Annotated in this window: 20 protein-coding genes; 9 read left to right on the top strand and 11 right to left on the bottom strand. The window is 67.1% G+C overall.

Annotated features, from left to right (window positions below; genetic code table 11):
- Positions 1–212: 212 nt before the first annotated feature.
- From HUV60_RS17005 to dnaA, 5 genes are all read right to left on the bottom strand, one after another.
- Positions 213–758, bottom strand: a complete 546-nt coding sequence (locus tag HUV60_RS17005) for a DUF721 domain-containing protein (RefSeq protein WP_257850456.1) — start codon at positions 756–758, stop codon at positions 213–215.
- Positions 755–1,876 carry a DNA replication/repair protein RecF gene (gene recF, locus HUV60_RS17000; RefSeq protein ID WP_257850457.1) on the bottom strand — a complete coding sequence of 374 codons (1,122 nt, stop codon included), beginning with the start codon at positions 1,874–1,876 and terminating at the stop codon, positions 755–757. Before recF ends, HUV60_RS17005 begins: the two co-directional genes overlap by 4 nt.
- 150 nt (positions 1,877–2,026) lie before the next feature.
- The gene (gnd, locus tag HUV60_RS16995; protein ID WP_257850458.1) at positions 2,027–2,902 is read right to left on the bottom strand and encodes a phosphogluconate dehydrogenase (NAD(+)-dependent, decarboxylating); all 876 of its coding nucleotides are present in this window, start codon (positions 2,900–2,902) and stop codon (positions 2,027–2,029) included.
- A gap of 299 nt (positions 2,903–3,201) precedes the next feature.
- Positions 3,202–4,332: a DNA polymerase III subunit beta gene (dnaN, locus tag HUV60_RS16990; protein ID WP_257850459.1), complete on the bottom strand. Its 1,131-nt coding sequence runs from the start codon at positions 4,330–4,332 to the stop codon at positions 3,202–3,204.
- 1,070 nt (positions 4,333–5,402) lie between these two features.
- Positions 5,403–7,337 (bottom strand): chromosomal replication initiator protein DnaA, encoded by a 1,935-nt coding sequence (gene dnaA / locus HUV60_RS16985; protein WP_257850460.1) that lies wholly within the window; start codon positions 7,335–7,337, stop codon positions 5,403–5,405.
- A 375-nt stretch (positions 7,338–7,712) separates the two neighbouring features.
- Here dnaA and rpmH point away from each other — a divergent pair, with 375 nt between their 5' ends.
- The 9 genes from rpmH (at position 7,713) to HUV60_RS16940 (ending at position 14,723) form a co-directional block, all read left to right on the top strand.
- Positions 7,713–7,850: a 50S ribosomal protein L34 gene (gene rpmH, locus HUV60_RS16980; RefSeq protein ID WP_030215407.1), complete on the top strand. Its 138-nt coding sequence runs from the start codon at positions 7,713–7,715 to the stop codon at positions 7,848–7,850.
- A 21-nt stretch (positions 7,851–7,871) separates the two neighbouring features.
- Positions 7,872–8,243 carry a ribonuclease P protein component gene (rnpA, locus tag HUV60_RS16975; protein WP_257850461.1) on the top strand — a complete coding sequence of 124 codons (372 nt, stop codon included), beginning with the start codon at positions 7,872–7,874 and terminating at the stop codon, positions 8,241–8,243.
- Complete coding sequence (gene yidD, locus HUV60_RS16970) at positions 8,240–8,611, top strand: membrane protein insertion efficiency factor YidD (RefSeq protein WP_257850462.1); 372 nt, start codon at positions 8,240–8,242, stop codon at positions 8,609–8,611. Before rnpA ends, yidD begins: the two co-directional genes overlap by 4 nt.
- 3 nt (positions 8,612–8,614) lie before the next feature.
- On the top strand, positions 8,615–9,886 hold the full coding sequence (yidC, locus tag HUV60_RS16965) for a membrane protein insertase YidC (RefSeq protein WP_257850463.1): 1,272 nt from the start codon (positions 8,615–8,617) through the stop codon (positions 9,884–9,886).
- A 15-nt stretch (positions 9,887–9,901) separates the two neighbouring features.
- Complete coding sequence (locus HUV60_RS16960) at positions 9,902–10,414, top strand: Jag family protein (RefSeq protein WP_257850464.1); 513 nt, start codon at positions 9,902–9,904, stop codon at positions 10,412–10,414.
- Between the two features lie 115 nt (positions 10,415–10,529).
- Positions 10,530–11,249 carry a 16S rRNA (guanine(527)-N(7))-methyltransferase RsmG gene (gene rsmG / locus HUV60_RS16955; protein WP_257850465.1) on the top strand — a complete coding sequence of 240 codons (720 nt, stop codon included), beginning with the start codon at positions 10,530–10,532 and terminating at the stop codon, positions 11,247–11,249.
- A gap of 344 nt (positions 11,250–11,593) precedes the next feature.
- Positions 11,594–12,670, top strand: a complete 1,077-nt coding sequence (locus HUV60_RS16950; RefSeq protein ID WP_269441198.1) for a ParA family protein — start codon at positions 11,594–11,596, stop codon at positions 12,668–12,670.
- Positions 12,667–13,770, top strand: a complete 1,104-nt coding sequence (locus HUV60_RS16945; protein ID WP_257850467.1) for a ParB/RepB/Spo0J family partition protein — start codon at positions 12,667–12,669, stop codon at positions 13,768–13,770. Before HUV60_RS16950 ends, HUV60_RS16945 begins: the two co-directional genes overlap by 4 nt.
- A gap of 335 nt (positions 13,771–14,105) precedes the next feature.
- Entirely contained in the window at positions 14,106–14,723 is a 618-nt protein-coding gene (locus tag HUV60_RS16940; protein WP_257850468.1) for a GNAT family N-acetyltransferase, read from the top strand.
- Positions 14,724–14,812: 89 nt separating this feature from the next.
- On the opposite strand, the gene trxA is transcribed toward HUV60_RS16940, so the two are convergent.
- The 6 genes from trxA to murJ all read right to left on the bottom strand — a co-directional run bounded on the left by trxA (position 14,813) and on the right by murJ (position 23,003).
- Entirely contained in the window at positions 14,813–15,145 is a 333-nt protein-coding gene (gene trxA, locus HUV60_RS16935; protein WP_257850469.1) for a thioredoxin, read from the bottom strand.
- Between the two features lie 42 nt (positions 15,146–15,187).
- Positions 15,188–16,156, bottom strand: coding sequence for a thioredoxin-disulfide reductase (gene trxB, locus HUV60_RS16930; protein ID WP_257850470.1), 969 nt, complete (start codon positions 16,154–16,156; stop codon positions 15,188–15,190).
- Between the two features lie 192 nt (positions 16,157–16,348).
- Positions 16,349–17,293 (bottom strand): anti-sigma factor family protein, encoded by a 945-nt coding sequence (locus tag HUV60_RS16925; RefSeq protein ID WP_257850471.1) that lies wholly within the window; start codon positions 17,291–17,293, stop codon positions 16,349–16,351.
- Positions 17,290–18,015, bottom strand: coding sequence for an RNA polymerase sigma factor SigM (gene sigM / locus HUV60_RS16920; protein WP_257850472.1), 726 nt, complete (start codon positions 18,013–18,015; stop codon positions 17,290–17,292). Before sigM ends, HUV60_RS16925 begins: the two co-directional genes overlap by 4 nt.
- 827 nt (positions 18,016–18,842) lie before the next feature.
- A complete protein-coding gene (locus HUV60_RS16915; protein WP_257850473.1) occupies positions 18,843–20,540 on the bottom strand; it encodes a serine/threonine protein kinase in 1,698 nt (565 codons plus the stop codon).
- Positions 20,541–20,681: 141 nt separating this feature from the next.
- The gene (gene murJ / locus HUV60_RS16910) at positions 20,682–23,003 is read right to left on the bottom strand and encodes a murein biosynthesis integral membrane protein MurJ (RefSeq protein ID WP_257850474.1); all 2,322 of its coding nucleotides are present in this window, start codon (positions 23,001–23,003) and stop codon (positions 20,682–20,684) included.
- Positions 23,004–23,020: the final 17 nt, after the last annotated feature.

Below are 23,020 nucleotides of genomic sequence, written 5' to 3'. Positions count from 1 at the left end.
GCGGATGGGGGCTCCAAGAGGCTCACGAGGGCGCTCAGCGCTTCCGGCCGTCCACCCTTGGCTACTTACGAGTCAGGTGGCGATCCGGCTCCCGGTCCAGGGGCCCGACGAAAGGGACACCCCCCGGACCGGACACGCCCCCGGAAGCCCTTGATGTGACGTCGGTCACCACGCCGGGGAAGGCCTGGAAAACAGCCCTGAACGGGCCTCGGTCACCCGTACGTGTCGCCGGGGCCGGTGCTCCCGGGGGCGCGCAACGGGCCGTAACGGCGGGCCGGACCGCCCGGTCCGTTGACCTTGATCAGCCTCACCGTGCCGTGCCCCAGATCCTCGTTCAGCCGGGCGACCAGGGTCGGAGCGAGCAGCCTCAGATTCGTCGCCCACGCGGTGGAGTCGCAGCGCACGACCAGCACCCGCTCGTCCTCGTCGTAACGCTCCGGCTCGCAGTGCTTGGCCACGTCCTCACCGACGATCTCCGGCCAGCGCCCCATCACACCGCCCACCGCGGCCGGCGCCTCCCAGCCGCGCTCGGTGAGCAGCCGGTTGATCGCCGCGCCGAGCGCCATGGGATCGCGCCGGTCCCCGCGCGCGCCCGAGCGCAGACCACCGTGCCGTGCCTGCTTCTTCTGCTGCGCCACGTCCCCACGCGCGCGTGCCGCCTCCTTTGCCGCACGCAGCGCCACGCGCGCGAGGTCGACACCCGAGGACTCGGGGGTCTCTTTCCGAGCTCCCGCGGGGAGGCCCTCGGGCCCGCTCATACCCGTTCCACCGTTCCCTCGGCCACAGCGAACCGCGTCCCCGACAGCACACGGGGGACGTCGTCGTCGACGGCCGCGGTCACCAGCACCTGCTCGCCGGGCGCGACCAGCTCGGCGAGGCGCTCACGGCGGCGGGTGTCCAGTTCGGCGAAGACGTCGTCGAGGACCAGCACCGGCTCGTTGCCCTCGGCACGCAGCAGGTCGTAGGAGGCCAGGCGCAGGGCCAGCGCGTAGGACCAGGATTCGCCGTGGGAGGCATAGCCCTTGGCCGGCAACCGGCCCAGATTGAGCAGCAGATCGTCGCGGTGCGGACCGACCAGGGTGACGCCCCGCTCGACCTCCTGCTTGCGCGCCTCGGCGAGCGCGGCCGACATCTGCTCGAACAGGCCCTCGCGCGTGTGCGCCTCACCGGGTGCCGACGGCTTGTACTCCAACGCGACGGGACCACCGCCCGGCGCGAGCTGTTCGTACGCCTTGTCGGCGAGTGGCTGGATCGCGGCGATCAGATCCAGCCGCTGGGCCAGCAGTTCGGCACCCACACGCGCGAGGTGCTGGTCCCAGACGTCGAGGGTGGACAGGTCCGTGGTGCGCCCGCCGTGGCGGCGGGCCAGCGCGGCCGACTTCAGCAGCGTGTTGCGCTGTTTGAGGACACGGTCGTAATCGGAGCGGACTCCGGCCATGCGCGGGGAGCGGGCGGTGATCAGCTCGTCCAGGAACCGACGCCGCTCGCCGGGATCGCCCTTGACCAGGGCAAGGTCCTCGGGCGCGAACAGGACCGTGCGGACTATCCCCAGCACGTCCCGGGGCCTGACCTGCGAGGACCTGTTGATCCGGGCGCGGTTGGCGCGGCCCGGGTTCAGCTCCAGCTCGACGAGCTGCTGCCGCTCGCCCTGCCGGACCTGGGCCCGGATGATCGCACGGTCGGCACCCATGCGGACCAGCGGGGTGTCGGAGGCGACACGGTGGCTGCCGAGGGTGGCGAGATAGCCGACCGCCTCGACGAGGTTCGTCTTGCCCTGCCCGTTGGGGCCGACGAAGGCCGTGACCCCCGGGTCGAGCGGGACCTCGACCCGGGGATAGGACCGGAAATCGGCCAGCGACAGATGCGTGACATGCATGATCGTTCGCCGACCTCCTCCGGCGTTATGAACCGTCGTATGGTCCTGTGGTCCTGTGGACGGCAGCCCCGGAACGACCCTGACCGTTCGGGCCCGTGGCTGCTCCGACTGCTCGGTGGGCTACTTCTCCACGGGCTGCCCCTCTGCGGGTTACTTCTTCTCGACCGCGTGGCCGCCGAACTGGTTGCGCAGCGCCGCGATCATCTTCATCTGCGGCGAGTCCTCCTGGCGGGAGGAGAACCGCGCGAACAGCGACGCGGTGATCGCCGGCAGCGGGACCGCGTTGTCGATCGCGGCCTCCACGGTCCAGCGTCCCTCACCGGAGTCCTGCGCGTATCCCCGGAGGTTCTCCAGGTGCTCGTCCTCGTGCAGCGCGTTCACCGCGAGGTCGAGCAGCCAGGAGCGGATGACCGTGCCCTCCTGCCAGGAGCGGAAGACCTCCCGGACATCGGTCACCGAGTCGACCTTCTCCAGCAGCTCCCAGCCCTCGGCGTAAGCCTGCATCATCGCGTACTCGATGCCGTTGTGGACCATCTTGGCGAAGTGGCCGGCGCCGACCTTGCCGGCGTGCACCGAGCCGAAGTCGCCCTCGGGCTTCAGGGCGTCGAAAACCGGCTGCACCTTGGCTACGTGCTCCTTGTCACCGCCGTACATCAGCGCATAGCCGTTCTCCAGGCCCCAGACGCCGCCGGAGACACCGCAGTCGACGAAGCCTATGCCCTTGGCCGCCAGCTCCCCGGCGTGCTTCTCGTCGTCGGTCCAGCGGGAGTTGCCGCCGTCCACGACGACATCGCCGGGCTGCAGCAGCACCGCGAGCTCGTCGACGATCGACTGGGTGGCCTCGCCTGCCGGGACCATCACCCAGACCACACGCGGGCCCTCGAGCTTGCCCACAAGCTCTTCCAGGCTGTGGACATCGGCGAGGTCCGGGTTGCGGTCGTATCCGAGGACGGTGTGGCCCGCGCGGCGAATCCGCTCGCGCATGTTGCCGCCCATCTTGCCGAGGCCGACGAGACCGAGCTCCATCAGTTGTGTTCCTTAGGTTGCGACGTGGCGTGGCGGCACGAGCGTGCCGTGGCACTTACGTACCGCCCCGACCCTAAACCCGGGCGCTCACGCACATCTGTGGGCATACGCGCTCAGGCGTACGCCCTCACCTGCGGTTTCACCTGCGCCGGCCGGCCGGCCGTCTTCCTGCTGTTTCCTGCCCCTTCCGGGCCCGGTGCGATCCGGTCATCCACACTCCCGGTCCGGTGTTCACCGGGCCCGCAAGGACTGTGCACACCTGTGGACCGATGTGGGCGGCCTCGGGCAGGCGGTGCGGCTCAGCCGCTGAGCCGCACCGGCATGATCAGGTACTTGTAGGCGTCGTCCGCCTCCGCGTCCACCGCGGGCCTGCCGCTGAGCAGCGCGGGCTTGGTGGACGTGGTGAACGACAGCTGGGCCACCGGGGAGTCGATGGCGCTCAGGCCGTCCAGCAGGAACGTGGGGTTGAAGGCGATCGAGATGTCGTCGCCCTCCAGCTGGGCGTCGACCCTTTCCACAGCCTGTGCGTCGTCGCTGGAACCGGCCTCCAGGATGAGCACGCCCTGCTCGAAGCTCAGCCGCACCGGGGTGTTGCGCTCGGCGACCAGGGCCACACGTTTGACGGCCTCCACGAAGGGGGCGGTCTCGATGACGGCGACACTGTTGAACTCGGTCGGGAACAGCGTGCGGTACTTCGGGAGGTCACCCTCCAGCAGCCGCGTGGTCGTGCGTCGGCCTGCGCCTTCGAATCCGATCAGGCCCTCCCCCGCACCCGAGCCGGACAGCGCCAGGATCACCTGGTCGCCACTGGTCAGCGCCTTGGCGGTGTCCAGAAGCGTCTTGGCGGGCACCAGCGCGACGGCCGAGGCCTCCGGGTCCTCCGGCTTCCACAGGAACTCCCGGACCGCGAAGCGGTAGCGGTCGGTGGAGGCCAGCGTCACCGTGTCGCCCTCGATCTCGATGCGGACACCGGTCAGGACGGGCAGGGTGTCGTCGCGGCCTGCCGCGATGGCGACCTGCTGCACGGCGGACGCGAAGACCTCGCCGGGGACCGTGCCCGTCGCGTTCGGCATCTGGGGCAGGGCCGGGTACTCCTCCACCGGCAGCGTGTGGAGCGTGAACCGCGAGGAGCCGCAGATTACCGTCGCCCGTACACCGTCTGTGGAAATCTCCACCGGCCGGTTCGGGAGGGCTCGGGAGATGTCGGCGAGCAGCCGGCCCGAGACGAGGACCGTGCCCTCCTCCTCGACCTCCGCCTCCACCGAGACCCGCGCGGAGACCTCGTAGTCGAAGCTGGACAGACTCAGCCGTCCCGCCTCGGCCTTCAGCAGCAGGCCTGCGAGGACCGGCGCCGGCGGACGGGCCGGGAGGCTGCGCGCCGCCCAGGCCACTGCCTCCGCGAGTACGTCGCGTTCCACCCGGATCTTCACCGTAAGCCGCCTCCTGCTGTTGCCGGCGTTCTCGCGCCCTGCTTCGCCTTCGTCATCTGACTCGGTGTCGTCGGCCTCTGGGAGGGGAAGGACACCGGGAACAGTCTGACGCACCGCACTGACAGTAGATGCCCCTCGGGGTCAAGTCGTGACGAGGGGCAGTCGGCGGCGAAGCGGCGAGTTGTGCACAGGACCCTCTTCGAAACGGATTCCTCACTCTCTCTAGTTGGGAGTAGTAGTAGGGCCTGTGGATACCGTGGATAACCTCGTTTTCCCAGCTCAGGGCCAAGATTTTGTCCACTGCCCCTGTGGGCGGAGCCGGTGGACAACTCGGGGTTTCTGTGGAGAACAGAAAGTTCTGCACACTCCGTGCACAGGTCGGACCGAGTTGTCCCCAGCTCCATCCCCAGGTTTGCCGGTCTTTCCCACAGGCTCCCTCGGCACCTTGGTGTGACGCCTTTCACTCGACCCGGTGAGGGGCCGCGTCGCGTTGCCGAACAGTGGACAGGCGTGTGGAGAAGCGCATGATCGCTGGGGACGAGGGGGCTCACCCTGTGGATTGCCTGTGGAAAACTTTATGCACAGGCTGTGGATCATCACTCTGTCCACACCCTGTGGGGATCGATTGTCCACAAATCCACAGACGGTTGACCTGGTCCTATCGTCCTCCGTCTGGCAGCCCTGTGGACAGGATCGGGATAACTTTGCGGTCCCCAGGATGTGGAGGGAAAAAACTTGACGAATCTGTGGAGGAAGGCCGTAACCCGACGCCGAAATCGAACGGCGGACGGGGTCCCGAAGACGGCGCGACCGACGGCCTGACCGAGACTCGGCGCGACCGACGGCCTGACCGGGACTCGGCGCGAGGATGGCGGAGGGGCTCGGCTGCGGGCGTACGAGGAAGGGCGTCCCCGGACCACATCCGGGGACGCCCTTCCTCGTACGCCTGAATGCCTCTGAAGAGGCCAAGCCCGCCTCGGGGGGAGGGGGAGGGGGAGGGGGAGGGAGTCGCCGGCCGCTATGAACGGGCACTGGACTCCCTCGTGCCGCGACGGGCACTCTGTGAGTGTCTAGCCGGCCTTGATGCGGTTGGTGAGTTCGGTGACCTGGTTGTAGATGGAGCGCCGCTCCGCCATCAGATTGCGGATCTTCCGGTCCGCGTGCATCACCGTCGTATGGTCACGGCCGCCGAACAATGCGCCGATCTTCGGCAGCGACAGGTCGGTCAGTTCACGGCACAGGTACATCGCGATCTGCCGTGCGGTCACCAGTGCGCGCCCGCGCGAGGTGCCACAAAGGTCCTCGACCGTGAGCCCGAAGTAGTCGGCGGTCGCGCCCATGATGGCTGTCGAGGTGATCTCCGGCGCGGAGTCGTCCCCGCCGGGCATCAGGTCCTTCAGAACGATCTCGGTCAGCCCGAGGTCCACCGGCTGCCGGTTGAGCGAGGCGAAGGCCGTCACCCGGATCAGCGCGCCCTCCAGCTCACGGATGTTCCGCGAGATCCGGGAGGCGATGAACTCCAGTACCTCCGGCGGGGCGTTGAGCTGCTCCTGCACCGCCTTCTTGCGCAGGATCGCGATCCGCGTCTCCAGCTCCGGCGGCTGGACGTCGGTGATCAGACCCCATTCGAAACGGTTGCGCAGCCGGTCCTCCAGCGTCACCAGCTGCTTGGGCGGCCGGTCACTGGAGAGCACGATCTGCTTGTTGGCGTTGTGCAGCGTGTTGAAGGTGTGGAAGAACTCCTCCTGTGTCGACTCCTTGTCCGCGAGGAACTGGATGTCGTCGACCAGCAGGATGTCCATCTCCCGGTACCGCTTGCGGAAGCTGTCGCCCTTGCCGTCGCGGATGGAGTTGATGAACTCGTTGGTGAACTCCTCCGAGCTCACGTATCGCACCCGGGTGCCGGGATAGAGACTGCGCGCGTAGTGACCGATCGCGTGCAGCAGGTGCGTTTTTCCGAGTCCGGACTCGCCGTAGATGAAGAGAGGGTTGTACGCCTTCGCGGGGGCTTCGGCCACCGCCACCGCCGCCGCGTGCGCGAAGCGGTTGGAGGCGCCGATGACGAACGTGTCGAAAAGGTACTTCGGGTTCAGCCGGGCGGTCGGTTCACCGGGACCGGTTGCCGGCGCGGGCTGCGCGGCCAACGGGCCGGGTGCACCACTGGCGGGCAGGTTCGGGCCGACGGGGCCGCCGCGATGGACGTGTCCCGTGCCGGAGGGAGGCTTCGGCGGCTCGCGCCGGACTGCGTCGCGCTGGTCGTGGTCCTTGCGGTCGTACTCCGCGCGTGAGGTCTCGTAGTCGGAGCGCTGCTGGTCGTAGGACGGGCGCTCCATCGGCTGCGGACGGTAGTCCTGTGGGGGCGCGCCACCGTAGCCGTCCTGGGAGCCGTACCTCTCCTGGGACGGTGAGGCGTACGGATCCCCGTCCGGGAAACCGAGGCGCTGCTGCTGCCAGCTGTATTCGTCCTGTGCTGGGCGGGGCCAGGAGCCGGGTTCCGGGCGTTGGTACTCCGAGGGGTAGGCCGGACGGGCGGTGGGGAGCTGGTTGCCCGGCGGCCCGGGACGGTGGTCGGCGCGGCGTCGGCCGTAGCCCTCGTAGCTGTCGTAATCGTCGTACTGTTCGCGCTCCTGACGTTCCTGGCGCTCCTGTCTGTCCGGACGGTCCTGCCGGAGCTCGGGTTCCTCGTAGCGCTGCTGGGGGCGGGGGGCCAGCGGGGTCGGAGGCTCTCCCGCGGAGTCGTCGACGGTGATGGCGATGCGGATGGGGCGCCCGCACTCGCGGCTCAGGCTCTCGCTGACGACCGGTGCCAGACGGCCTTCGAGCACGCCCTTGGCGAACTCGTTCGGCACGGCGAGCAGGGCGGTGTCGGCGACCAGCGCCAGCGGCTGGCAGCGCCGGATCCAGTGTTCGTCCTTCCCCTCCACTCCCTGGCCCCGGCCCTCTCCCAGGAGCTGCTCCAGTACGCGTGGCCACACTGCGGCAAGATCGGCAGGTACGTCAGCCACAGGGCACGCTCTCTCGCAGGTCCCTCGAACGTGTGGTTCAGGGACGGGGTGGGTTCTAAGGGGGGTGCTGGAGGGACAAAGGAACGAAGCGGAGTTCAGCCACGGTAGTCAGGGCGGCCGGTACGGTTCAAGTTGTTGTCCCCAGCCTGTGGACAAGTGTCTCCCGGCAACGGCTGGTTTGACCGGACGGCGCAGCCGCGCGTACCGTGACGAGGTCGAGTTGTCGATGGCTGCTGCCGCCTGCCTCCGATGGGCACAGATCGCGCAAGATGATCGGTCAGCGGTGCACTCGGGCGTAACGCGAGCTACTCGTGGGCGCACGGTGACAGCCAGGACGGCACCCCGCAATCTACGAACTCTTTCTGGAGCCCCCGAGTGAGCAAGCGCACCTTCCAGCCGAACAACCGTCGTCGCGCCAAGACCCACGGCTTCCGGCTGCGTATGCGCACCCGTGCCGGCCGCGCGATCCTCGCGTCCCGCCGTGGCAAGGGTCGCACCCGTCTGTCCGCCTGATCCTGATCAGGTCATGACGTCGTGCTGCCCACCGAGAACCGGCTGAGGCGGCGCGAGGACTTCGCGACCGCGGTACGACGGGGGCGCCGGGCCGGACGCCGGTACCTCGTCGTGCACCTACGCAGCGGTGTCACGGACCCGCATGCGCCTGGGGAGAACGATGCCCCGACGCGTGCGGGTTTCGTCGTAAGCAAGGCGGTGGGCGGCGCGGTCATGCGGAACAAGGTGAAGCGCAGGCTTCGCCACCTGATGCGCGATCGAGTCGCCCTGCTGCCCCCCGGTAGCCTGGTAGTCGTACGAGCGCTGCCCGGAGCGGGTGACGCCGACCATGCACAACTGGCCCAAGACCTGGATGCCGCTCTTCAGCGGTTGCTGGGAGGGGGCGCGCGATGAAGTACCCGCTGCTGGTTCTGATCAAGCTCTATCAGTGGACGATCAGTCCTCTGCTCGGGCCTGTATGCAAGTACTACCCGTCGTGTTCCCACTACGGCTACACGGCCATCGACCGGCACGGTGCCATCAAGGGCGCAGCACTCACGGCCTGGCGCATCCTGCGGTGCAATCCGTGGTCGCTGGGCGGCGTGGACCATGTCCCGCCGCGCAAGCGCCCGAGGTGGCACGAAATGCTGCGTAACGCCTGGCGTGCACGCAAGGGCGGGCCCGCCTCCGCCGAACCGGCCACCGAAGGACGGATCTCTCCTGTGAGTCCGGGCTCTTCGAGTCCGGCCGCAGAGACCTCGCCCCATGCCCAAGGAGCATGATTAGTGGACACGATTGCCAGCCTCTTCAGCTTCATCACGACACCTGTCTCCTGGGTCATCGTCCAGTTCCACAGCGTGTACGGGGCCATCTTCGGCCCGGACACCGGATGGGCCTGGGGCCTGTCCATCGTGTCCCTGGTGATTCTGATCCGTATCTGCCTGATCCCGCTCTTCGTGAAGCAGATCAAGGCGACGCGCGCGATGCAGACGCTCCAGCCGGAGATGAAGAAGATCCAGGAGCGTTACAAGAACGACAAGCAGCGCCAGTCCGAAGAGATGATGAAGCTGTACAAGGATGCGGGCACCAACCCGCTCTCCTCGTGCCTTCCCATCCTGGCGCAGTCACCGTTCTTCTTCGCCCTGTACCACGTGCTCAACAGCATCGCGTCCAACGACACCGTCGGCGTGATCAACGAGCGTCTGCTGGAAAGCGCGCAGAAGGCGCACATTTTCGGCGCCCCGCTCGCGGCGAAGTTCACGGACAACGCGGACAAGGTCGAGGCCCTCAACGCCTCCCTGACCGATGTGCGCATCGTCACGGCGCTCATGATCGTGTTGATGTCCCTGTCGCAGTTCTACACGCAGCGTCAGCTGATGACGAAGAACGTCGACACCACGGTGAAGACGCCGTTCATGCAGCAGCAGAAGATGCTGATGTACGTCTTCCCCGTCATCTTCGCCGTCTTCGGTATCAACTTCCCCGTCGGTGTCCTCGTCTACTGGCTGACCACCAACGTGTGGACCATGGGCCAGCAGATGTACGTCATCCACAACAACCCGACGCCGGGTTCCAAGGCACAGGCCGCGTACCTGGAGCGCTTCTCCAAGACCCTCACCCGGCACGGCAAGACTCGTAACCGCCGTGAGCGGGCCATCGTCAAGGCCATCGTCGCCAAGGGCCGGGACCGTAACGAGTACGAGCGCAAGTTCATCAACGGGCTGAACAAGGCGGGGCTCGCGGCCCAGACCGACGGCGCGGTGGGCAAGAGCGACGCCACGGCCGTCGCCCAGGCGGAGGACGGTGCCCCGACCACGGCCCAGGCTGCCAAGCGGCAGCAGCCCAGGCGGCAGAGCAAGTCCCAGCGCCAGGGGGGTGCGGCGAAGGCAGCCGGTGAGTCCCCCTCGCTGACCAAGGCCGAGGAACCCAAGGACGACGACGTCAAGCCCGCCGCTGCCAAGAAGGGCAATGCGAAGCCCGGCGGAAGCACCCGCAGCAAGGCCCAGTCCGGACAGCGCAAGGGCCCGCAGCGGCCCAAGTCCCCGTCCAAGAAGTAAGAAGGAGTCCATCCCGTGACGGAAGGCACCACCTCCGCCGCTGCCGAGGGCGCAGACACCCTGACCCGCTTGGAGCAGGAGGGCGAGATCGCAGCGGACTATCTGGAGGGTCTGCTCGACATCGCCGACCTCGACGGTGACATCGACATGGACGTCGAGGCCGATCGTGCCTCTGTCTCGATCATCAGCGACTCATCCGGCCGTGACCTGCAGAAGCTGGTCGGTCGTGACGGTGAGGTACTCGAAGCACTCCAGGAGCTCACACGCCTGGCCGTGCACCGTGAGACTGGTGACCGCAGTCGGCTGATGCTCGACATCGCGGAATACCGTGCCAAGAAGCGGACCGAGCTGTCCGAGCTCGGCGCGAAGGCGTCCGCCGAGGCCAGGAGCAGCGGTGAGCCCGTGAAGCTCGACCCGATGACGCCGTTCGAGCGCAAGGTCGTGCATGACGCGGTCAAGGCCGCCGGCCTGAGCAGTGAGTCCGAGGGCGAGGAGCCGCAGCGCTTCGTTGTCGTGCTTCCCGCCTGAGCGGTTCCACGTTCCACCGGCCCCGTCTGTTGCGCAGACGGGGCCGAATTTTGTCAGCCTGATAGTTCTGTGGTGTCGGCCCGTGCGTCGGCACCATACGGAAGGACGGTCCACTGTGACGGAGGCAGCAGAGCTTCCCCCCGCGCCCGAGCAGGCTCGTGAAGTGTTCGGTGATCGCTTTGCGGACGCGGTGCGTTACGCGGAGCTGCTTGCTGAGGCAGGCGTGCAGCGTGGTCTGATCGGTCCTCGGGAGGTGCCTCGGCTGTGGGAGCGGCATCTGCTGAACTGCGCGGTACTCTCGGAGGCCGTTCCCGAGGGCGTGACGGTGTGCGATGTCGGTTCAGGCGCCGGCCTGCCCGGCATTCCTTTGGCTCTGGTCCGGGAGGACCTCAAGATCACGCTATTGGAACCGCTGCTGAGGCGTACCACCTTCCTGACCGAAGTCGTGGAGCTGCTGGGGCTGGATCACGTGACGGTCGTCCGTGGGCGGGCGGAGGAGGTCATGGGAACGTTGCCTCCGGTGCATGTGGTGACCGCACGGGCTGTGGCACCGCTTGACCGTCTTGCCACGTGGGGCATCCCTTTGTTGCGGCCCTACGGAGAGATGCTCGCACTCAAGGGTGATGCTGCCGAGGAGGAGCTGAAAAGCGCGACCGTTGCTCTGAACAAGCTCGGCGCGGTGGCGACATCGGTCGTGCATGTGGGTGAGGGCGTGGTGGCTCCGATGTCCACGGTAGTGCGGGTCGAGGTCGGGGAAAGCCCCGGAGGTGTGCGCTTCGCGGCGAAGCGTGCTAAGGCCGCCCGCACGGGGCGTGTACGGCGCCGGCGCGGATAATGGGTACGCGCGTCTTGTGGCGGGACGGCTGACTGCCAGGCATACGCTCTGAGGGGGCAGACGTACTCCACACAAGCTGCCGAACCTCCGTGTGCCGGAGTGTCGCGGCAGTGCAGCCCCGGCTGCTGTGCATCGTGTTTCACGTGAAACGTCGCTCCCTGCTGCATGGCATCATCAGTCGCGGTCGCGCCGCGGCCGAACCCCGCGACCGTAAGCCTCTCGGTTCACTCGGAGAGGGTCCTGTTCCCGACGAGAGTTCATCCCCCTCGGGGGGTACGGAGTTGTCCACAGAGGGGGATTTCTCCACAGAACGTAAGGCCTCACTGGTTCACGACCCCGAAGACATGGGAGGCTCTGTTCATTGCGAGCCTGAAGTCGAGGAGAGTGAATCGTTGCGGTCCGACGCCAACATCGCGGGACCGATGACCGACCCGGTCCCCGGCCCCCGTACCGAATCGATGGGGGCGGATGTTTCACGTGAAACACCGCCTCCGATGGACGACACTCCCATCGGTCGTGCTGCCCAGCTGGCGGTGGACGCGCTGGGCCGCGCGGGCGAGGGACTGCCGCGACCCGAACAGACACGCCTCATGGTGGTCGCCAACCAGAAGGGTGGTGTCGGCAAGACGACGACGACCGTCAACCTTGCCGCGTCGCTCGCACTCCACGGCGCTCGGGTCCTGGTAATCGACCTCGACCCTCAGGGCAACGCATCCACCGCCCTGGGGATCGACCACCACGCCGAGGTTCCCTCCATCTACGACGTGTTGGTCGAGAGTAGGCCGCTGGCGGAAGTGGTCCAGCCGGTCCCTGACGTGGAGGGTCTTTTCTGCGCACCCGCCACGATCGATCTTGCCGGTGCGGAGATCGAGCTGGTGTCCCTGGTGGCACGTGAGAGTCGGCTGCAGCGTGCGATCCAGGCCTACGAGCAGCCTCTGGACTATGTCCTCATCGACTGCCCTCCGTCGCTCGGCCTGCTGACGGTCAATGCGCTGGTGGCAGGTCAGGAGGTTCTGATCCCGATTCAGTGCGAGTACTACGCGCTGGAAGGACTGGGGCAACTGCTCCGCAATGTCGATCTGGTGCGGGGGCATCTCAACCCCTCCCTGCATGTATCGACGATCCTGCTCACCATGTACGACGGTCGGACGCGGCTCGCGTCCCAGGTCGCGGACGAGGTGCGCAGCCACTTCGGTGAAGAGGTGCTGCGGACGAGTATTCCCCGCTCCGTACGCATCTCGGAGGCACCGAGCTATGGGCAGACGGTACTGACCTACGATCCTGGATCGAGCGGCGCCCTCTCCTATCTTGAGGCGGCACGAGAGATTGCGTTGAGGGGCGTAGGTGTCAGTTATGACGCATCGAACGCGCACATCGACGCGCAGCAGAATGATCCGAGCACGGTGGAGGGCGTCCAGTGAGTGAGCGACGGAGAGGGTTGGGTCGTGGTCTTGGTGCACTGATCCCTGCTGCCCCGACAGAGAAGATGGTCGCCCCGACCGTGACGGGAGGCGCCGGGCCCGCGTCTCCCGCCGGCTCGCCGGTGGTCTCGAATGAGCGCGGGGTGGCCGCTGCGAAGCTGGCAGGGCTGTCTCCTGTTTCACGTGAAACAGAGGAGTCCTCGACCCAGGGCGCAGCGGAGACGCTCATGTCTCCTCCCCCGGGGGCACACTTCGCTGAGATCCCCCTCGAGTCCATCAAACCGAACCCGCGTCAACCCCGAGCGGTCTTCGACGAGGACGCGCTGGCCGAGCTTGTCACGTCCATCAAGGAGGTCGGCCTCCTCCAGCCCGTTGTCGTACGGCAGGTCGGGCCGGCGCACTACGAGCTCATCATGGGTGAGCGTCGCTGGCGAGCCTGCCGCCTGGCGGGGCTCGAAGCCATCCCGGCGATCGTGCGGGCCACGGAGGACGAGAAGCTCCTTCTGGACGCCCTTCTGGAGAACCTGCACCGGGCCCAGTTGAACCCGCTGGAAGAGGCAGCTGCTTACGACCAGTTGCTCAAGGACTTCAGCTGCACCCACGATCAGCTGGCGGACCGCATCGGCCGCTCCCGCCCGCAGGTGTCCAACACTCTGCGTTTGCTGAAGCTCCCGCCAAGGGTCCAGAGCCGGGTGGCTGCCGGAGTGCTCTCCGCCGGGCATGCGCGGGCCCTGCTCTCCGTCGAGGATTCCGAGGAGCAGGACAGGCTGGCCCATCGGATCGTGGCCGAAGGGCTCTCGGTGCGGGCTGTCGAGGAGATCGTCACCCTGATGGGGGCAGGCCCGCAGAGGGCACCGCGCTCCAAGGGGCCGAGGGCGGGCGCTCTGGTGTCACCGGCGCTGTCAGATCTGGCTACGCGTCTCTCGGATCGCTTCGAGACGCGGGTGAAGGTCGACCTGGGGCAGAAGAAGGGAAAGATCACCGTAGAGTTCGCCTCCATGGAGGATCTCGAGCGCATCCTCGGCACGCTTGCTCCCGATGAGGGGCCGGTTCTGCAGAAGAGTCTCGTGGACGACGACGTCGCAGAGAGCGGTTCCTGAGGCATCGGCGCATCGGCTCGGTCAGCCGAACAGCTGACCGGAGGCGGATCATGTCTGGTATGTGACGGATAATGGTCCGCCTTTTGCTTTTTGCCGGTATCGATGGAATCGCTTCGTGGATACGATGCATTCATATACGGAGCGATTCACCGGCCGTACCTCTGAATCTCTGAGCGCAAGGCAGGGGCCATGAGAATGATGAGCCGCACTGGACTGGTGAGAACAGGGCTGGTGGTTGCTGTCTTCGGTGGGTTCATCGGCAGTCTGCTCAAAGAGTGGCACGCTCTGAGGACCGTCCGCGACGCAGCAGGCGAAGGAAGCGGGGCACAGGCTTCATGGGGCGTCGGCTCGTACCGCTCACGCTGGACAACCTTCAGGACCTTCCCCAGGCCTGTCGCTCATGTGTCTTCTGGGAGCTCAACCCCGTCAGCGGTGAGGCAGCGGTAAAGGCGGGCACGTCGGTGGCCGAGAAGGAGTCGTGGATCTCTGCTGTCCTACTGGACTGGGGATCGTGTGGAAGAGTCGTCTATGTGGATGACACCCCTGTGGGTTTCGTTCTCTACGCCCCGCCCGCCTATGTACCGCGTGCCACGGCCTTTCCCACGAGCCCCGTGTCGCCCGATGCGGTGCAGTTGATGACCGCGTTCATCGCGCCGGGCTATCAGGGGCAAGGGCTGGGGCGGGTGATGGTGCAGACGATGGCGAAGGACTTGTTGCGGCGTGGGTTCAAAGCGATCGAAGCCTTCGGTGACGCGCGCTGGAAGGCGCCGGCCTGCGTGCTGCCCGCTGACCATCTCCTGGCAGTGGGATTCAAGACGGTCCGTCAGCACCCCACGTATCCCCGGCTCAGGCTGGAACTGCGGACGACGCTCTCATGGAAGGACGATGTCGAGATGGCGTTGGATCGCCTGCTTGGAGCTGTCCAGAAAGAACCAGCGTTGCGCCCTCTCTGACGGGGCTGGTCATACGAAGGGCCGCCCCACTGTGGGGCGGCCCTTCGCGTTTCACGTGAAACATGCGCCACCGGTCAGGCGGCCGGTGATCATTCAGCGATGAAGTCCTCGAGGTCGCGGACGATCGCGTTCTTCGGCTTGGCGCCGACGATGGTCTTGGCGACCTCGCCCCCCTGGTAGACGTTCAGGGTCGGGATGGACATGACGCCGTACTTGGCGGCCGTACCCGGGTTCTCGTCGATGTTCAGCTTGACGACCTCGATCTTGTCCCCGTACTCCGAGGCAATTGCCTCGAGGGAAGGAGCGATCTGGCGGCACGGACCGCACCAGGCGGCCCAGAAGTCCACCAGGACAGGCTTGTCGTTCTTGAGGACGTCCTCGTCGAAGGAATCGTCCGTCACGTTCTTCAGGGTGCCGGCCACGGCGGGCTCCTTAACTGGTTGATGCGTGGGGCGGGTGGGGGGTCAGACAGTGGTCTTCTCGGGCTCGGCCTGCTTCTCGTCGGAGAGAGCGGCTAGGAACCTCTCGGCGTCGAGCGCGGCGGCACAGCCCGTACCGGCCGCGGTGATCGCCTGGCGGTATGTGTGGTCGACCACGTCACCGGCGCCGAACACGCCGGTGAGGTTCGTACGTGTCGACGGCGCTTCGACCTTCAGGTAGCCCTCGGCGTCCAGCTCCAGCTGGCTCTTGAAGAGCTCCGTGCGAGGGTCGTGCCCGATAGCGATGAACAGACCGGTCACCGCCAGATCCGAAAGTTCACCGGTCTTGACGTTCCGCAGCTTCAGACCCGAGAGTTTCTGGTCACCCTGGACCTCAGCGACCTCGCTGTCCCAGACGAACGAGATCTTCGGGTCGGCGATGGCGCGCTCCTGCATCGCCTTCGAGGCCCGCAGGGTGTCGCGGCGGTGGACGATCGTGACGGATTTGGCGAACCGGGAGAGGAAGGTGGCCTCCTCCATCGCGGTGTCGCCGCCGCCGATGACGGCGATGTCCTGGTCCTTGAAGAAGAAGCCGTCACACGTAGCACACCAGGAGACGCCGCGGCCGGAGAGGGCATCCTCGTTCGGCAGACCGAGCTTGCGGTGCTGCGAGCCAGTGGTGACGATGACGGCCTTCGCCTTGTGGACCGTGCCTGCGGTGTCCGTGACGGTCTTGATCTCGCCGGTCAGGTCGACGGAGACCACATCGTCCGGAATGAGCTCGGCACCAAAGCGTTCTGCCTGGGCGCGCATGTTGTCCATGAGCTCGGGGCCCATGATGCCGTCCTGGAAACCTGGGAAGTTTTCGACATCGGTCGTGTTCATCAGCGCGCCACCGGCGGTGACGGCGCCCTCGAACACCAGAGGCTTCAGCGACGCACGGGCGGTGTAGAGCGCCGCGGTATATCCGGCCGGCCCCGAACCGATGATGATCACGTTACGGACGTCGCTCACGGCTTGGTTCCTCGTCTCTGGTCTGTGTCATCCGACCGGTGGGAGTTTCTGTCTGAACTCTCACCTCACTCAACGGATCCTACGGGGCGCGCATTCCCGCTGTGCCCGAGTACACGGACGGGGTCCGCGGGCAGGCACGGGAGGCGCACAGGGCAGGGGACACCACACAGGGTGCGGGTGAAGTGTCGGCCGTCAAGCGCGTGTATAGGAGTGCTTCAGCAGAATCCTCGCCGCGGAGGCGGAGGCGGGACGGGAGACACAGGCGGTATCGACGATGTAGGCGGTCACCCGGGTGTCGTCGGAGGGATCGGCAAGCACCACCAGCAGGGCCTCCCGCCCCTTGTAGGTGCCTTCCTCCGTGGCGAGGGCGGCGTCATCGTGGCCGATCCCCTTGCGAATGCATTCCGGAACCACGGACCTGAGCACCCTGGGGCTGGTGGCCGAACCGGGCGCCGACTCGAGGCCGAAGGTCTGCAGGCTGTTGGAGGGGGCGGTCTGCATCTGGCCCTGTGCGAGGAGAGCGGAGACCCGCTCCTCCAGCTTTCCCTCGGAGAAGGTGTCTGCGGCGGCTGTCTGTCGACTGTCTCCCGAGTCCTCGTTCTCGGACGACAGGAATACCGTGCCGAGTCCCAGAGCCGCAACGGTGAACACCGTTCCCAGCACAGCGGCCCGACGGCGTCCACGGTGCATGCGGCCCTTACGGCCCGGGCCGGTACTGGAGGGCCGAGGGTGCCCAGTGGGGCGGTCCGCCGCCGCCGCTGTTTCACGCGGTACCGATGTTTCACGTGAAACATGTGCACGGTCTTCGTCGGAAAGGGCAGGAGAAGTGTCGACCGGTTCTGCGCCGACCGGTTCGGTGATGATCTGGGGCTCCGTCACTGTGGCGTGGAGCCGTGCCTCTGCGGCGAGCGCGGCATCGATACGACTCGCCGTCTCGGCCGGCATACGGGGTGGACTCGGCATTGTGCCGAGCAGCCCCCGGATCTCCGCCAGTGAGGCGCGGACGTCCGCGCAGATCTCGCACTCGTCCAGGTGCCGGCGCACAGCGGTGTCCCGTGCGGGTGACAGAAGTCCCTCGGCGAGGTCGGAGATCTCCTCGACGCCTGGGTGCTCCGTCATGTCTGTCGTCGAGGTCACGCTCGCCCACCTCCGCCCTTCACTGCCGCTGAGTCACTCGGTCCTGTATCCGGCGGATCCGCTCGACGCGGTTCCGCTGCGGGTGGGACGGATGCTCCCCGCGTCCGGTTCCGCTCCTTGCCACGCTTCCCGCCGTCACCGCTGCCGTCCGGTCGTAGATGATGCAGAAGTGGCAGGAGTCTGGCTCTGCCCCGGGCGCAGCGGCTCTTCACCGTCCCGGCGGGTACGTCAAGGATGCGGGCGGCCTCGGCCACCGGGTATCCCTGCATGTCCACAAGGACGAGTGCCGCCCGCTGATCGGGCGGGAGTGTTCCCATCGCTTCGATGAGCTGGCGGTGCAGATCGTTCCGTTCCGCGGGAGCCGAAGCGGACTCGTGTGGCTCCAGCAGCTGCTCCAGGCGCTCGGTATCGTCGACGGGGGAGGTCTTCCGGGACGCAGCCTTGCGCGCACGATCCAGGCAGGCGTTCACCGTGATTCGGTGCAGCCACGTCGTGACGGCCGACTGGCCCCGGAAGGTGTGGGCGGCCCGGTAGGCGGAGACAAGGGCGTCCTGAACCGCATCAGCGGCTTCCTCACGGTCCCCCAGTGTCCGCAGGGCTACCGCCCACAGGCGGTCACGGTGACGACGGACGAGCTCACCGAAGGCGTCCTTGTCCCCCGAGATATGGGATGCCAGGAGTTCGGCGTCTGAGCGATCAGCTCGGCGCGACTCATTGTCCACACAGATTCCCCGCGTCCTTGGGGAGGCAGCCATGGCGCTGCTGCCCAACTCGTAATCCTGACCGACAGAATGGCACACAGTGGGTCGGGATGTAACGGGGCGGGGAGGGATTCACCCCACACTGCACCAATTACGCATGGAGAGCAGATCCACCTAAAAGTGCCGACAAAGGCACGCCGTGGCCGGTGAGCGAGAACTCTTGCATTTCTTGCAAATCAAGATCGAATGCGGATATTCATATTCCGCTGGTCGATTCTTTTGCAATCTCCGACTTTTTGCGTGTGCGGATCTTATCGTGATGAGGGGGAATGGAACGCCGTGTCATCGCTGCGGTCGTGACCGTCTCCGCAGTGTTTTCCGTTGCCGTCTGCTGATTCGGCAACCGCGTACCGCAACTGCCCGAGTGACGGTCGCTTCCTGGTGCTTTATTGCAGTCTCCGCCTCGCTTCTCGCTTGCCCGGCAGGCGACGTCAATGCTGCGGTTTTCTTCAGTAGTGATCAAAGTGGCGCCTGTGGCTTCCTTCGCTGGTGTGGCGCCGGGACGTTCAATGACGTGAAGCAACTGGAATCCGCCTACAACGGCGCTTCCTTCTGCTTCACTGGTGGCGGATCGATCGCAACTGTGGGGCTTGGCGCCGAGTTGGCGATATCTGCGGCGGGCGGCGGTTTCTCGCCCGTCGGTCGTTTGTGTGTGAGAAGTGGGAGATGTGTCAGTTAAACGACGACCGGACCGAAGCCGATGGCGACTCGAAAGCTGCTCGCCGAAGGAATTCGAATAATGGCGGTCCGCAGGTCCCAGTAACCGCAGACCGCGCGGTCCACCGAGTTCAGCTGCTCACCTTGACGTCCACGACCCTGCCGCGCCATTTCCCGTCGTCCGCCTGTACCGGCAGCTCAGTCAGCCAGACCAGCAAGTACCGGGACTTGAGTGCTTCTTCGGGCTTGAGGGCGACACTGTTGCCAGACCCTTGGGCGACCTTGGCAAATCCGTCCAAGGACGCCGGTTGCCCTCCTGCGTTGCTGGAAGCCGCACGCAGCTCGACCGAGGTGTCCCCTACGAAGGAAACGGTGACTTCGCCGACTTCCTGGACCTTGCCGAGGTCCAGGACGACACCAACCCCGGGCTTGAGGCGGCCGAAGTCCGAACTCAGGTAGAAGTCGGTCTGCCAGTACGTACCGGGAGCGTCGTCATAGACCTTCGCCACATCGGCCGGCTTCTCGGAACCGTCACCCATGGGGTCGAAGTCGTCAGCACTCGTGATGGTTATGGGTCGAGCCGGCTCGGGTGTGCTGCTGCTCTTGTCGTCCTCGTCCGTCGTGTGGGTCTTGTTCGTGTCGTCCGCCTTGCCGCCCTGTTCCATGAGGGCGTCCGCCAGCTGCCAGCTGCCCAGGCCGAGCGCGGCGATCAGCAGGGCCGAGACGGCCCACTTCAGTGCCTTGCCCGTGCGGCTCTGCAGTGGGGGAGGCGGAGCCTGCACAGGCTGGGTGGCGCCGGGATGCGGCGCGGGGCGGCCGTACGTGCCCTGCTGGTAGGTCGTGCGCTGGTACTCGGGCGGAGTGGTGAACGCGGGCTCCGGCGGGCGGATGCGGGGCATCTCGCCGATCGCCTTCACCAGTTCCTCCGGGGTGGTGCACGGCGACTCGTGACGCGAGGCGGTGGCCCCGTCGTTGACGAGCGCCCGCATCGCAAGCTCGGACAGGCCGCGGTGGACGCCGGCCCGCACCTGGTCCGGTGGGATCAGACCGATGTCCTTCGGCAGACCGGACATGCCGTAGGCGTCGCTCTCGTACGGCCAGCGTTGGGTGAGAGCGGCGTAGAGGAGGGCACCGATGGACTCGGTGTCGGTGCGCTGCGGGGCGTCGGAGCTGACACCGCGCAGCGCCGCGTTCACGGTGAGGCCGCGGATGCGCCACTGACCGGTCGAAGTGCGCAGTACGGCGTTGGGGTTCAGACGCAGATGGGCGAGCCCCTCACGGTGCGCCGCGGCCATGGCGGAGGAGATCTGACTGACCATCTGGTAGGCGTCGTAGGCCTCCAGCGGTCCGGCCGCCAGGAGGGCGGTCAACTCGGTGGCGTCGGGAAGCCACTCGTGGACGACGTAGACGACGTCGTCCTCCTCCACGGCGTCCAGGACCTGGACGAAGCGCGGGTCGCCCAGCAGGGCGGAGGAACGGGCCGCGGCCAGGACGGAGCGGGCGCGCGAGTGATCCGCGGGCAGGATGTGCACGCCGACGGCGCGGCGGAGTTTCTCGTCCACGGCACGCCAACTGCTGAACCCGTCCAGACGGGTGACGCACTCTTCGAGGCGGTAGCGTCTGGCGAGCTTGTGACCGCTGTGCAGTTCGAGCGGCGGTGTCTTCCCGGGACCGTCGGTCCCGGCGTTCTCCTGTGCCGCGTCGCTGTCCGTGTCCTGCTCCCGGTTCTTGGCCACCCCGTCGGCCGTGGACTGGTCCGCCTGCGCGGTCAGCGACTGGTCGTCGCTGTTGTCTGCCACGTCGACGGCAGCTGTGCTCCGTTCCGCCACCGTCGTTCCCTGCCTCCCCATCCATGTACGCGTCGGGCGACGGCCCGTGCGTGCCGTCCGACGCCGAAACCAATTGTGCCCACAGTCCGCCGGTATGCACGACACACAAGGGCCGACGATGGTTGTGCGCCTACCCGGGCCTCAGCGTCCCAGGCGTCCGCGGACCATACCGACCAGCGAGTTGACCTCCACGATGCGCATCCGGCGCGCGGCGACGAAGAAGACACCGAGCAGCACGGCTCCACCGGCCACCAGTGCGGTGAAGGAACCGACGACGCCCTGACCGAGGGTGTGTCCGATCCTGTAGCAGATCGCGCCGGCGAGCAGCGCGGCCGGAACCGAGGCGATGCACAGCCGGGCGTACGTCCGCAGGACCCGAGCGCCGTCCAGGTCTCCGCCCAGCTTCGTGCGCAGCCGCCGCCAGGCGATACCGACGCCGGTCGCGTAGGCCACGCCGTACGAGGCGGCCATGCCGACCACCGCCCAACGGGCCGGGAGAACGAAGAAGCAGACCGCCGAGGCGACCGCGTTGACCGCGGCAACGATGACCGTGTTGTAGAAGGGAGTTCGGGTGTCCTCGTAGGCGTAGAAGGCACGCAGGACGACGTACTGCACGGAGTAGGGAATCAGGCCGAGGCCGAAGGCCATCAGCATGTATCCCATGTTGGTCGCTTCACTGATGCCCGAGGAGCCGAAGATCAGGGTGCACATCGGGATGCCGAGCGCGATGAAGCCGAAGGCGATCGGCACGATCGCGACGGCCGTGGTGCGCAGGCCCTGGGAGATGTCGTCCCGGACGGCGCCGCCGTCGTCCTCTGCCGCCGAGCGGGAGATACGGGGCAGCAGGGCGGCCATCAGGGAGACGGTGATGATGGCCTGCGGCAGGCCCCAGATCAGCTGGGCGTTGGCATAGGCGGCGAAACCGGTGCCTTGGACGTCGGAGTCCAGACCTGCAGCGGTGGACAGCTGGGTCACGACCAGCGCGCCCGCCTGGTTGGCGAGCACGAACAGGATGGTCCACTTGGCGAGCATCGCCGCCTTGCCAAGCCCGTGGCCCTTCCAGTCGAAGCGCAGACGGATGCTGAATCCCGTCTCGCGCAGGTACGGGATCATGGCCAGAGCCTGGACGACGAGGCCGAGCAGGACACCGATGCCGAGGAGACGCTGGCCCTCCGGCGGGATGCTCGTGACGGACATCCGTGAGTCGGCTGCGGTGCCGTAGACGTAGATGAACGTACCGAGGGTCACGATGATGACGATGTTGTTGAGGACCGGGGTCCACATCATCGCGCCGAACCGGCCGCGCGCGTTCAGGATCTGCCCCATCACCACGTGCACGCCCATGAAGAAGATCGAGGGCAGGAAGTAGCGGGTGAAGGTGACGGCGACCTCGTTGGCCGAAGGGTCGGAGGCGACCGGGTTCGACAGCGCCCTTACGAGAAGCGGTGCGGCGAGCCACGCGACGGCGGTCAGTGCGGCCAGGGCCGCCATCACGAGGGTGAGCAACCGGTTGGCGTACGCGACGCCACCGTCGGCGTCGTCCTTCATGGAACGGACGAGCTGCGGCACGAAGACGGAGTTGAGGCCACCGCCGACGGTGAGGATGTAGATCATGGTCGGCAACTGGTACGCGACCTGGAACGAGTCGCCGAGAAGGCCCAGACCGAGAGCCGAGACGATCAGTGCGGACCGGATGAAGCCTGTGAGGCGGGACACCATCGTGCCCGCCGCCATCACGGCGCTGGACTTCAGCAGCCCTCCGGCCCGGCCGCCCTTCTTCGAGGGGGCCGCGGGAGCCGGTTCCGGCACGGGAGCCTCGGCGACCGAGGGGGGCGTGGCGCCCGCGTAGTGACCGGGGGCCGCAGAGGCCGGGCCGGGCACGGAAGCGGACTCGTATGGCTGCCTGTCGGCCACCGGCTGGTGGCCGGGGTGCCCGCTGTCCTGTTGCTCGGGATGCCCCCCGTCGTACGGTCCGGCATGCCCGCTGCCCTGCTGCTGGTCCCGGAAGAGATGGGCGAAGGCGTCCGGCTCGTGACGCTGGTCCCCGGCTTGACCGACCAGGTCGTCCACGCCGACGAACTGCGTCGTGCGCGGGTCGTCCCCGTACGGGAGGTGCTGTGTCGGACCGTCCGGCTCCGGAGCGGGGGTCTGTGCCCAGATCCTTGGGTCGGGCGCGTACGGCGACCGGGGCGGCTGCCCGTACAACGGCTGCTGAGGGGGGTATGTGCCCGTCGGGGGCGGGGGGTGTGCCGCGCGGTCGTACAGGGCCTCGGAGACCGGGTCCTGGGCGGCGATGTCCTGTGCCCGGTAGGGGTCCTGGTCGTAGGCGTCCCGGAGGTACATGTCGGCGGGCGGCTGCGGCGCCTGGTCGTGACCGGGTGGCGGACCCCCCTGGGGGCCCGACTCGGGACGGCCCGAGTTGCCCGCGGCATGGCCGCGGTCACCGTCGTACGGCGCGTTCATGGTTATCCCACCTCATC

The sequence above is a fragment of the Streptomyces sp. KMM 9044 genome (assembly GCF_024701375.2).
Lineage (GTDB): Bacteria > Actinomycetota > Actinomycetes > Streptomycetales > Streptomycetaceae > Streptomyces.
This window is presented reverse-complemented; position numbering and strand designations above follow the sequence as displayed.